The organism is Pedobacter sp. 22163 (genome assembly GCF_052045595.1).
GTDB lineage: Bacteria > Bacteroidota > Bacteroidia > Sphingobacteriales > Sphingobacteriaceae > Pedobacter.
This window is the reverse complement of record NZ_JBQEPM010000008.1, coordinates 236,576-248,767: the sequence shown is the minus strand read 5'-3', so window position 1 is coordinate 248,767 and position 12,192 is coordinate 236,576. Positions and strand designations below refer to the sequence as shown.

Sequence of the window (12,192 nt, the reverse complement as noted above, 5' to 3'; positions counted from 1 at the left end):
CACAGGTATAAAACCATGATAAAGATTACATCAAAATGGCTTCGGGAATATAAGATCCACATCATTGTATGGGCAATATTCATTGCCTACGAAACGGTTGTAATTGGATTGGTATATGGGGTATTTGGAAATCCTTTAACCTATCTTCTACACTACATCGTAATCGTAATTTTTTTCTATGCATGGTCTAACATGGGGCTTCCCTGGGCTTTCGAAAAAAAAATGGTAATTTGGTGGAGGCTTCCACTTCTTTTTCTCCTTGCACAAGCCATATATATAATTCTCCATTACCTTGCAGATCTGGCACTGATCGGACTTGGGGTAATTACCAGTGATGGCCCCTACAAGCTTTCCTATCAATTTATACTCAAAAACCTGTACCGTGGAAGTTACTTTTTGGGCTTCTCCACCGGTTATTATCTATTGAAAATGCGGGATCTGGAGAGAGCAGAGCGAGAGCGGCTGAAGACACTCAATTTTGAGACCCTTTTAAAGCAGCAGCAAACCGAAAAAGAGCTTTCTATAACTCAGAATGCATTTTTAAAAGCGCAGATTAATCCCCACTTTCTTTTTAATACGCTAGATTTCGTATACCATAATATTCATCCCAATCCTGATGAAGCGGCTGATGCAGTTATCTATCTTTCCAGGATGATGCGTTTCGCGATCGATTCCAATGATCAGGGAGAATTTATCCGCATAGCAGAGGAGATCAGGCACGTTCAAACCTTAGTGGATCTTTATAGCTTAAGAAAAAAAGACATCAATCTACCACAAATCACTTACGGTCAGGAGGTCGCTTCGCTGAATTTTATTCCACTGGTGATTCTCACCCTTGCAGAGAATATGATTAAGCATGGCCGTTTCAATGTGCAATCTGATTCTTCTTACATGAAACTGGAAATTGCTGATGGGCTTTTTGTGATTAAGACTAAGAATATGATTGATCGTCATCATAAAAAAATACAGTCTGGTGCAGGTTTAAAGAATGTAGAGAACAGGCTAAAATTTGCCTACGGAGAATCTATAAGTTTCAAATATTATGAGGATGATGATAACCATTTCCTGCTCAGTATTACCATTCCCGAGGTGCTCCTTCATACCAATACCGGATAATACCTGGTTGGTGTTACAGATGTCTTTATATATTTAAGTTAAAAAATCGTCTATTTTTCTTTTCCCTGGAAATTTCATTTCCATATCAGCCAACGGCCTTTCCATATAAATAAATCTCGAAGTAAGCAAGTATCCCTGCAGATTTGTGTGTCCCAGGTCAATAGCCAGCTTGTTCAGCTCCCGACGGTTTTTTCCGCTCTACCTTTAACAAGCCGGATGCTACTGGTTATCTGTGATTGACTATTAATCGTTAACGGTTTATGAAAAAAGAAATAAAGACTTTCCGGGAGAAAATCCTCAGAAATGCGATTATCGTAGTTGAAGACAATGATTATCTCGGGCTGCTCATCGAAAAGGCTAAAGTTGTTGTCAAAAGTGGTGGTGAGCCTTATAACACGCAAACACCCGATATGCTTGTTACCGAGATTACCCAAGCATTGAGAGAATTTGAAAGTTACAGAATCCTAAACCTGGCAACCGGAAGCGTAATTGTGCAAGATGAATTATACGACTACAGGTATTTTGAGCGTTATTTCAAATCAAGAACTATAGCTGGTAAAAAAGTACTTTCGAAGCTCGAAAAATTCATTCCCGAGGCCGCATTTATATTGGGGTCCAAAAATCAGGATATAGAAGATCCCTGTTAATTTTACAGGTGTTATCCTAACCCTAGTTTGGAAATACCTGGCCTATACCATAATTAAATACATCATTGCCCTTATCAATTTATAAATCCTAATCGACAGGCCCACACCAATATTTCCGTTCGGAAAAAGGTGGCCCAAATACGTTTTCACTTTCGAATAGTAAAAATATTATTTTACCTTTAAAACAATATTTTTCCCTATGTACAGATGTATAATTATTGACGACGAGGAACATGCTATTCAGGGGCTGAAAAAGTACCTGGAGGCAGTGCCAATACTCGAATTAGTTGCCTGCTTTTCCGATGCTGTAGTGGCGCTGACTGAACTCAAGAAACTCGACCCAGTTAACCTTATTCTTCTGGATGTAGATATGCCAGGGATTTCGGGTATTGAACTTTCCAGAGAAATCAAGGGAAAAACAGACAAACTTGTTTTTACCACCGGGCATACCAAGTATGGTTACGATGCATTTAAGGTTGGTGCCGATGACTATTTACTGAAGCCTTATACCTTAGGAGAGTTCATCCTTTGTATAGAGAAAATGTTTGGGGCGATCACAAACAAAGAGATAGGTTTTAACCAACATGCATTTCTTGTCAAGAGTAAAGAAGACAACAATAAAATTGTAAGTATAAAGTTCGATTCAATAATTGCGGTCGAAAGTAAGTTAAATTATGTAAAGATTTACACCACAGAAAGAAAAGTTACCACTTATATGTCGCTGACAGAAATGTTTGTTATCCTCAACCAGTCAAAAGGGTTTCTGCAATTCCACCGAAGTTTTATCATCGCCTATAACTACATTGAGCACATCAATGGGAATACAATTAGGATGGCAAACGGGGTAGAGATTACGGTCAGAGACCATTACAAAAAAGGTTTTTCGGAATTTGTATCCAGGTACCTCATCAAGCCAACGCGTGCACGTAAGATTGCAAACAACTAAGCTGGCTCAACCAATTTTCTTGCCTAACTATCCGAAAAACGAAGTTCATTACCGCCCTTCACGCCAATTCTCTTTAGCGCGTTTAGCCAGCGCACAATTTTTTTAAATGTTAATGGTAAATTGTACCTTATCGGGTATACTATTTTAGTGCGTTCAAAAAATCATCCTGTTCATAATACATGAACACACAAATAAACATCACTCCTTTCCCAATAAAGGCAAAATAAGAAGCAACAAACACCGGGTTTGGCAAATCTGGCTGTTGAATTGACAACGGTTCGTCTATAAATTACAGGCGTTGGTCTGGTGCTTACCAACGCTGGTATAATACCAGGTTTTTGCCTGCAACGTTTGGGGGGCAGCTGCGTCTTAATAACAAAACAATAGCAAAAACCTAAAATATAAAAGATATGAAAACTTTAGCAAAAACAATATTCGCAGCAGCATTAACAGCCGTATTATTTACTTCATCAGCCACGGCAACTTTTGCCGCTGAGCCAGTTAAAACAGAAACAAAAACTTCTTCTTTATCAAAGTTTGATCGGATCTGGGTGAGTGGTAACGTGAAGCTTATTTTAACGCAAGGCGATAAACAAAACGTAGCAGGTATGAGCAACTATGATGCTTCAAAAACCTCGGTATCTACTGATGGAAAAACCTTGTTCATCAATTCAATGGAAACCAGTCAGGTTACACTGAACATTACCGTAAAAGATTTAGAAAGAATCGAAGCTTATGGGCAATCGGTTGTGGTTACCAGCAATAATTTCGATGTAAAAAACCTTCAGTTATTTTTGAGCCAAAGTGCTACAGCAAAAATCAAAACCACAGCAAGCAGTTTATATACGATCGTTAAAGATGATGCGGTATTAAAACTAAATGGCACTGCTGGCGAAAGTACTCTGATTGCAGGCAACATGAAAAATGTAAAATTAGCCGATTTTGCCAGCCTTAAATCTGCATCGTATGCTTCTGAAGCGATTATGGATGCCGAACAAAATGCAATGAATTTAGCAAAATAACAATTTAGCTTTCTAGATTAATAGCTCGGTAAAGAAGAGCATACCAATCATTAAATCCACAGTCAAAACACATTAAAAATGTACAATTTGGCTGTGGATAAATTGCATCTTATCTTTTGGTCTAGGAAATTTCAATCCCTGTCGCAGTAGGCCTAAACCCAATTTCCCCTGTTTTTGAAATATGCTTCCTTTTTTTGATATTGCAGCATGTATACATACGCCCTCAGCTCCCTGGTTACATTCAGGTCATTATGCCTTTTTATGCGCTTTTTAACTATTGGCCTAATTATTAGCGTCCTATTAACAGGGGCAACTTCCTGTAATAAAACCAGAGATTATGCCATGGAGGGCCAGTTTTATTTTGTAAACAGCAGTTCGCATTCAATCACCTTCAGCGCGGGTTTTGAGCAGTACAACCTGGAAGCACATTCGACCAGTAAGCCATTTATGATAACCGACATATCAGACAGGGAAATTCCTGCTGATTCTTACCATCCCCCTTTTTCAAAAGAATCTGCTTTTAAGATTCGCATTGAGCCTATTGGGATAAAGTTTGATAACAGCCGCTGCATAACATTGTTGGATGATAGCGGAACGCATAACATACTCAATATTGCCAGTTACTCCAGCGAAAAACTTGGTGAACGTAAGTACAAATTTGTTTACACCTTTACCGAGTCAGATTATAACCTGGCGGTTTCTTGCAAATAACGGTGCTGGTAAGAACAGCGCGCCGTTCATGCAACCACTAAAAAAATCAAGAAATTAATTTCGGCTACCCAAAAGGAATGCAGTGTGCTTTTAGGTAAAAGAAACCCTGCCGCAGGCATGCGCCTTCATAAGCCTGTACGGAAATCAGGAATCTGCCAGGCGAAGGCCGCAATGGGCTTCGGGCTTTAAAATTGCCCAATATTTTCAGCTATCAAAACCGGTTAAAATGAGTGGAAAATTATATCTTTAGCCCATCAAATTAATGCTCATGAAACCTCTTCGCTTTGCAATGCTTTTTGTATCGATTGCTTTTGCCCTGCTTTATTATGGCTGCAAAAAAGATGAACCCCTGCCCGGTCCCGTTAAAGAAGTGATAATAGCAGATATCGAAACGGTTTCTGCTACGGCTTTCCAAGATGGGGGCGTTACTTTTGTTGGGAAAGTGAATAAAATTCCTGCAAATGTACGAACATACGGTTTCATCATTTCCAGAGACAGTCTTTTCACAAAAAATCCCCAGTTTTATCCCCTAAACAGGCCTATTGCAGTGGGAGAATTCAAAACGGATGTTAATAATTTTGGCATCCAGAAAGATTCGGTTTATTACCTTACCACCTACATCGTTGCCGAGAGTGGTTATAAACTTTTTAACGTCAAAAAGTTTGTGTCAAACGGCGCCAAGCAGATTAAAATCGACTCCATTTACCCTTCAAAAGCTTTAATTGGAGACACCCTTACGTTAAAAGGAAAGTATTTTACGGGCCATAACCTTTCTGTAAAGTTCGGCGACCGGCCTGGCGGGTGGGTTTCTGTGAGCGACAGTATAATTAAAATTACCGTTCCACCGGATCTCGGCAGTTTTAATCCCGTTATTACTTTAAACGAAGGCGTAAAAACCGATACCCTTAGTCAGGTTTTCGCACTTTATACACCAAGGATCGACGAATATACAACGCTGGGCACCTTTCGGGATACGGTGGTGATCAAAGGAAATTATTTCAGCAGATTTTTGAATGGCAACCAGGTTAGCTTTGGAAATATCAAAGCAACGGTGGTGAGTTATTCCAAACAACAGCTTAAGGTCATTGTGCCTGATGATATCGAATTCAGTAAAACGCTTATTTCTTTAAAAGCGCAGGTACAAACAGTAGCTACAAGCACGCCCTTTGTAATCAGGAAACCCGAGCTGCTCATTGTGCCGCAATCGGGCAATGTTAACGATGTGGTGATGGTAGAGGGTAAAAACTTCCATCCGGTATTAAATAAAAACCAGTTGAGTTTCGAAGGCAATGCCGCAACATTGAACACCGGTAATACCGCAAAATTTACTTTGAATATCCCTAACGGCCCTTACCCCAAGCGCACAGCAAGGGTGGTGCTTAAACTGTTGGATTACGAAATTGTTTATCCAATAAATTTCCAGGTATTGAACAAATGGATTATGGTAAGCAACCAGGTGCCGTTTGATGGCTATACCAATTCCGGTAGCTTTACCATTAATGGTACCTCCTACGTAATTGCCTCTGCAAAAGGCGTTTTTAATGTAAAGAAATATGTCTGGAAATTTAATCCTAGCGATTTTTCGTGGGAAAAATCGGAAATACCATTTGCCTTCACATCAGGGCAGGTAACTGTTGCCGGAAACAAAGCTTATCTGTATTGCGCTCAAGACCTTAATAATTTTTGGGAGTATGATCCTGCCAGTAACCATTGGGCCCAAAAGGCAACCTATATGGCCGGAATCAGGCAAAGCGGTGTAATAGTATCTGCCGGGCAGTATATTTATTTCGGGATGGGCCTGGCCCCACAGCCCTTTAGCAATTTCTTGCCAAACAGTAATTTTTACCGGTATAGTATTGCCAGCAATACCTGGGAGAAAGAAACCGATTACCCAACAGAGTTTGGCAACAATGAACGGGTGTTCCCTTCTGCATTTGTAGTTGATGAAAAAATATACTTTGGATGCGGGGCCACCAATACCGGGATGTTCCAGTTTCACAGTTATACCCCCGCAACTAAAACCTGGGCCAAGCTGGCCAATTTTCCCGATGCAAGGTTGTATGCCACCACTTTTGTATATCAAAACCAAGGTTATATTGCCAAAGGTCATACCGTTCAGGGCGCTTTAACTGCCGATGTGTATAAGTACGACATTGCCGCGAATGCATGGATAAAAATGCCAGACAAGATTGGCACCCCAGCCCTTGACCGGGGTATTGAAAGGGGATATTCCTTTGTAAACAACGGCAAAGCCTATGTTGGAGGCTCAAACGGTTCTGAAGATACTTACCAGCTTTTTATGGCCGAGGGCAGTAGCCTGTAATAGCTGGGGTAAGCAGCGTGGTTAAATGGCCCCATGCCTCAATTTAAAAAGATTACCTGTAGCCAAAACCCATTGCCAGAACAGCTTTAAAAGAAAACGGGAACCATCTTATAGACGGTCCCCGTTTTAATCTAAATTAACGCTCTCGGTATATAATACGTGTATTGGGATAAATTATTGCCTTACAGGAATAATATTTAAAAAAAAATCCATGTATCAGGGTATTCTTTTTCCAAATTAGCAAAATAAAGCCGAGTGGAAGAAGTATGCAAAGAAGATATCCGCTTTAACTTCTAATTTCCCTGCGCATAAAAAGGTAATAGGCAATGGCAAAACAGCCGGCACTGGCGGCAATCATCCCGCTTAACTGGGGCCATACAATCATCAGGCTCTCCTTTACCGGCAACGGGTTTGGAATGGCACCTGCCATTTGCTCCATGCTCATTGGGCCGAGGCTCCGTACCGATGGCATCAGCAGTGTGGTGGCCGCATCGGTATAAAGCTGGTTGGGTGCAATCCGCAGTATATCTAAAATAAATTCATTGTAACCCATTACCTGTGCCTGCGTAAGGTAGGCAGGGTCGGGTAAAAAGGCCCTTATAACCAGGTTAACCATAATCGGGTAAAAAACGGTAAAAAACAGCCATAGCCCCAGGGCGCTCAGTGCAGCAGTTGCCGGTTGCCTAAAAACAATAGAAAGCAGTATAGATAAACTTAAATAGAAAGCAACGTATAAAAGGGTTACAAAAACAAAGCCCATTATTCTAACCAGCTCCTGCGCTTCCAGCCTAACGCCCGTTAACAGCAGCCCACCACCAATCATCAGTAGAGTAAGCGAAATAAAAAGCATGCCCACTATCAGTATTGCACTACTAAATTTAGCCAGCAGCAGGTTGTCCCTGTAAATCGGCTGTGCCAAAAGCCGGGTTAAAGTTCCGTTGTTCTGCTCCGAGTTAATGGCATCAAAACCCATGCTAATGCCAAGCAACGGGGCCAGAAAACTGAGCAGCACATGGAATGGCGGCATAGAATTATCTGTCGATGTAAGCAGCTTCAGGTACATAAAAGCATGGTCGGGATCGTTTGTATTGGTAAAGGCCGTTCTAATATTGCTTACCGATACATATAAACAGGCCACAAAGGTTAACAGCACCAAGCCAACCAATACCAAAAAGCGCCAGCTTCTTATATGATCGGCAATCTCTTTTCTGATGATTACGCCAAAAGCCCGGTTTGGTTGCGATGGGCCTGTATGTTTTTTATCTTTTGTGCTGCCCAAAGAAAGCGCGCTTAAAGATACCGCTTGATTTTCCATGATTTAGATTTTCATTAAAACTACTTTCAAAATATTTCTGATAGATCTCATCCAGGCCATATTCCTTACGGCTTACCTGTAAAATGCTGTAACCCTTTTCTACCAAATGGCGAACAATGCGGGGGGTAACATCATGCCGGGTGGTAAACTCCAGCGTATCGCCCAAAATGCCAATGTCTGTAACTTCTCCCCATTGCCTCATTTCGGCCGCCAATGGCCAGGGCTGCTCAATTAAGTGTGCTGTTTTAATCGTGGTAACTGCTCCTTCTTTGCCAAATAGGTGGGCAGAAAGCGAGGCAATATCGCCCTGGGCCAGCAGTTTCCCGCCAACAAATATGCCCACCCGGTCGCACACCTGTTGTACATGGTGCAGGTGGTGCGAAGAGAGCAGCACGGTTAAGCCCTGCTGCTGGCTCAGGGTTTTAATCAGGCTTAAAAAATCCTTTACCCCTGCAGGGTCTATGCCCAGTGTTGGCTCATCTAGAATAATTACCTCAGGGTCTTTAATCAATACATCTGCCAGGCCCAGCCGCTGTTTCATGCCACGCGAAAAAATGCCGGCTTTTTTATCCATGCTGCCGCCAAGCCCCACTATATTAAGCACTGCCTTGGCGCGGTCTTTTAGCGTACTTTCGTCCAGGTTGTTCAGCCTGCCCAAATAAATTAAATTTTCGAGGGCCGTCATGTGGTTATAAAAACCCACATTATCGGGCATATAACCTACCTTTTGTTTTACTGCAATGGGGTTTTTGGTGGCATCGTATCCGCAAACATGCGCCGTGCCGCTATTGGGTTCGGTTAGCCCAAGCATCATCAATATCGAGGTGGTTTTGCCTGCGCCGTTTGGCCCTAACAATCCAAAAATCTCACCTGGGTATACGTCCAGGTTCAGCTCATCAACCGCCTTAAAGGTTCCATAGCTTTTGCTCAGGTTCCTGAGTTGTATAATAGGTTCCATCTTATTGTGCTGTTAAAGGATGGATTATCTTCTGCCGTACTTGCGTATAAGGTAGTATACACTGCCAATGGCGAGCACAATCACCAAAATACCAATCCAGCCAGAAAGCAGCGAAGTTTTAACAAACATGCGGAACGCCAGCTGTGTGTTCGCATTGGCACCAGAAAGGCTAAAGGTTGCAGCATAATCTCCGGCTATGGTTTTATCGGGCACTTTTAAAAAGGCAGTAACGGCTATACTTTTTCCGGGCTCGAGTTTACTTATCTTGGCTGGCTCAAAACGCACCTCCCAGCCGCTGGGCAGCTGGCTGCTCAGGTCCAGATCGTTCAGGGCCAGTGTGCCAGAGTTTTTAACCTCCAGTTGTATGTCTTTATGCCCGCCCGAGCTTACCTCCTCACTCAGCCTTCCACTCGGTGTACTCATGGTAACACCATACGAGCCTTTTACTACCGCTTCGAGCTTAAGTAAAAGCGTATCATTGGCCGCAACAGCTTTAAGGGGAATACTGTATTTTTTAGGTGATGCATTTGCACTGGCATTAATCTCTACTGCAATTTCCTGGCTTTTGCCCGCATCCATATTAAGCGAGGTAACCTGGCTGCCCTCTACTTTGTAACTCACCGCCCAGCCTTCGGGCAGCGCTGCCTTCAGCTCGTAAATGGCCTGCTTGTTGGTGCCATTGTGCAGGGTGGTGCTGTACCTAAAAACCTCATTTGTGGCCGCCTCAATATTAATCAGCTTCGCCGTAAAAGCCGATGGGCCAGCCTTGGCTTCGTTTAACGGTTGGGCAATAACGGCCACTGATGGCGCAAAAAAGATGATGAAAAAAAACGCAAATCTTCCTGATAAGCGAAAACGGTTAAATGGTAATGCTGATAACATGATCTAAAATCAAAAAATAAATAATTGCTCTAAAAAATGCTTTCCTGTTTGTTTATCTGATTGGAGGCTCAAAAAAAAACAACAAAATAATATTTTCAAATTCCTTTAACATTTTTTAACAATTGGCGGGGTTAAGGCAGGCCAGCGCTGTGGTTTTTACCGCAGCTATCCGGTTTGTTCCAAAGATTATACTATCAATAATTTATACCACTATTAAACTAAATGTAGCCTTAACTGTTTAGTTTTTACCATGCAAAAAATAGATCAATCTCAACCAAACACCTGGTCGGCTGCGCAGTACAGTAAATTCGAAAAAGAGCGTAACCGCCCTATTGTAGATCTGTTATCGCATGTTCCCACAAGAGAAATCAATACAGTTATCGATCTCGGCTGCGGGCCGGGCAATTCTACCGCGTTTCTGCAGCAATACTTTCCAGATGCTGTAATTACCGGGATAGACAGTTCTACGGATATGATCGGGGCTGCCCGTAAACGTTTACCCAATCTGCGGTTCGAAGTGGCCGATATTAACCAATGGGAAGGTGATGGGCTTTACGATCTCATTTTTGCCAATGCCTCATTGCAGTGGGTGCCTAATCATGCAACCTTATTTCCTGCCTTAATTAAAAAACTAACCAGGGGAGGTGTTTTGGCGGTTCAAATGCCTGATAACCTGGATGAACACACGCACCGTTTAATGCGTGTAACGGCTGCCAAAGCACCTTGGGCAGAAAAGCTGGCCGTTCCTTCAAAACGTTTGCCCCGCGAAGGTGCCGAGTGGTATTATCAAAACCTGCACAGTAGCGTAGAAACATTAGATATCTGGCGTACCACCTATTACCACCCGCTTTTTGGCGGTGTAGCAGCCATAGTAGAGTGGTTAAAGGGCACAGGACTACGTCCATTCCTTGATCCTTTAACGGCCGATGAAAAAGAAGCTTTCCTTGCACAGTATATACAAGAAATTAGCAAGGTGTATCCTGTATTTTCCGACGGAAGCGTGTTATTGCCTTTCCCACGTTTGTTTATGGTAGCGACTAATTTTAAGTAAAAAATAAATTTGAGTCTGTATCATAAATATAGAATTGTCATCGTAAGGGACATTTATTTTTGAATGTTTACAGGGCGTTTGGACAGGCCCTCCGTAGGAGTCCTTTGGGCAATCCGACAAATTCAAAGAGCATTTCAAATTATGCTGTATGCTGCCAGGCAGGAGAAATAAATAAACCCCTCAATTAAGGCATGTTAAAAAAGAGAAGCAAATACTTCCTTTTAAATCACTACAATTTTGCCATTACACAGTTACAAAGCTGCGTTTTAAGTTAATACGGTATTGCGGGGAACTATTGCCTCAAACCGTTCATGATCAATAACCGTTCGTCTAGAAATTACAGGCGTTGGTCTGGTGCTTACCAACGCTGGTATAATACCGGGTTTTTGCCTGCAACGTTTGGCGGGCAGCTGCGTCTTAATAACAAAACAACAGCAAAAACCTAAAATATAAACGATATGAAAACTTTAGCAAAAACAATATTCGCAGCAGCATTAACAGCCGTATTATTTACTTCATCAGCCATGGCAACTTTTGCTGCTGAGCCGGTTAAATCAGAAACAAAAACTTCTTCTTTATCAAAGTTTGATCGGATCTGGGTGAGTGGTAACGTGAAGCTTATTTTAACGCAAGGCGATAAACAGAACGTAGCGGGCATGAGCAACTATGATGCTTCAAAAACCTCGGTATCTACTGATGGAAAAACCTTGTTCATCAATTCAATGGAAACCAGTCAGGTTACACTGAACATTACCGTAAAAGATTTAGAAAGAATCGAAGCTTATGGGCAATCGGTTGTGGTTACCAGCAATAATTTCGATGTAAAAAACCTTCAGTTATTTTTGAGCCAAAGCGCTACCGCGAAAATCAAAACCACAGCAAGCAGTTTATATACGATCGTTAAAGATGATGCGGTATTAAAATTAAATGGTACTGCTGGCGAAAGTATTATGATTGCAGGCAACATGAAAAATGTAAAATTAGCCGATTTTGCCAGCCTTAAATCTGCATCGTATGCTTCTGAAGCGATTATGGATGCCGAACAAAATGCAATGAATTTAGCAAAATAATAAATAACGATCAGATAAGTTAAAGCTGCCCATTGGGCGGCTTTTTTGTTTAAGGGAGTAATTTAAAGAATATTCCGTATAATGCTAAACCATCAGATTGTAAGTTTTAAAAATGGGCATAGCTTGTTGATATATCCAGCCATTAACCTTG

11 protein-coding genes are annotated in these 12,192 nt (G+C 41.7%); 8 read left to right on the top strand and 3 right to left on the bottom strand.

The window, feature by feature from the left end:
- Window positions 1-15: 15 nt before the first annotated feature.
- From ACTJKN_RS20800 to ACTJKN_RS20775, 6 genes are all read left to right on the top strand, one after another.
- Entirely contained in the window at window positions 16-1,116 is a 1,101-nt protein-coding gene (locus ACTJKN_RS20800) for a sensor histidine kinase (RefSeq protein ID WP_440827659.1), read from the top strand.
- Between the two features lie 260 nt (window positions 1,117-1,376).
- Window positions 1,377-1,763, top strand: a complete 387-nt coding sequence (locus ACTJKN_RS20795) for a hypothetical protein (protein WP_440827658.1) — start codon at window positions 1,377-1,379, stop codon at window positions 1,761-1,763.
- Window positions 1,764-1,962: 199 nt separating this feature from the next.
- Complete coding sequence (locus tag ACTJKN_RS20790; RefSeq protein ID WP_440827657.1) at window positions 1,963-2,709, top strand: LytR/AlgR family response regulator transcription factor; 747 nt, start codon at window positions 1,963-1,965, stop codon at window positions 2,707-2,709.
- Window positions 2,710-3,119: 410 nt separating this feature from the next.
- Complete coding sequence (locus tag ACTJKN_RS20785; RefSeq protein ID WP_440827656.1) at window positions 3,120-3,731, top strand: GIN domain-containing protein; 612 nt, start codon at window positions 3,120-3,122, stop codon at window positions 3,729-3,731.
- Between the two features lie 207 nt (window positions 3,732-3,938).
- On the top strand, window positions 3,939-4,442 hold the full coding sequence (locus ACTJKN_RS20780; protein WP_440827655.1) for a hypothetical protein: 504 nt from the start codon (window positions 3,939-3,941) through the stop codon (window positions 4,440-4,442).
- 268 nt (window positions 4,443-4,710) lie between these two features.
- Window positions 4,711-6,765 (top strand): IPT/TIG domain-containing protein, encoded by a 2,055-nt coding sequence (locus tag ACTJKN_RS20775; protein WP_440827654.1) that lies wholly within the window; start codon window positions 4,711-4,713, stop codon window positions 6,763-6,765.
- A gap of 286 nt (window positions 6,766-7,051) precedes the next feature.
- Here ACTJKN_RS20775 and ACTJKN_RS20770 read toward each other — a convergent pair whose 3' ends face one another.
- Genes ACTJKN_RS20770 through ACTJKN_RS20760 form a run of 3 tightly spaced genes read right to left on the bottom strand, consistent with a single transcriptional unit; the run spans window position 7,052 to window position 9,920 of the window.
- On the bottom strand, window positions 7,052-8,080 hold the full coding sequence (locus ACTJKN_RS20770; RefSeq protein ID WP_440827653.1) for an ABC transporter permease: 1,029 nt from the start codon (window positions 8,078-8,080) through the stop codon (window positions 7,052-7,054).
- The gene (locus ACTJKN_RS20765; RefSeq protein WP_440827652.1) at window positions 8,025-9,038 is read right to left on the bottom strand and encodes an ABC transporter ATP-binding protein; all 1,014 of its coding nucleotides are present in this window, start codon (window positions 9,036-9,038) and stop codon (window positions 8,025-8,027) included. The genes ACTJKN_RS20770 and ACTJKN_RS20765 overlap by 56 nt, the downstream gene beginning before the upstream one ends.
- Window positions 9,039-9,062: 24 nt before the next feature.
- Window positions 9,063-9,920, bottom strand: coding sequence for a COG1470 family protein (locus ACTJKN_RS20760; protein ID WP_440827651.1), 858 nt, complete (start codon window positions 9,918-9,920; stop codon window positions 9,063-9,065).
- Window positions 9,921-10,170: 250 nt separating this feature from the next.
- Between ACTJKN_RS20760 and tam the strand changes: the two genes are divergently transcribed.
- Both tam and ACTJKN_RS20750 read left to right on the top strand, forming a co-directional pair.
- Window positions 10,171-10,971: a trans-aconitate 2-methyltransferase gene (gene tam / locus ACTJKN_RS20755; RefSeq protein ID WP_440827650.1), complete on the top strand. Its 801-nt coding sequence runs from the start codon at window positions 10,171-10,173 to the stop codon at window positions 10,969-10,971.
- A gap of 458 nt (window positions 10,972-11,429) precedes the next feature.
- Complete coding sequence (locus ACTJKN_RS20750; protein ID WP_440827649.1) at window positions 11,430-12,041, top strand: GIN domain-containing protein; 612 nt, start codon at window positions 11,430-11,432, stop codon at window positions 12,039-12,041.
- Window positions 12,042-12,192: the final 151 nt, after the last annotated feature.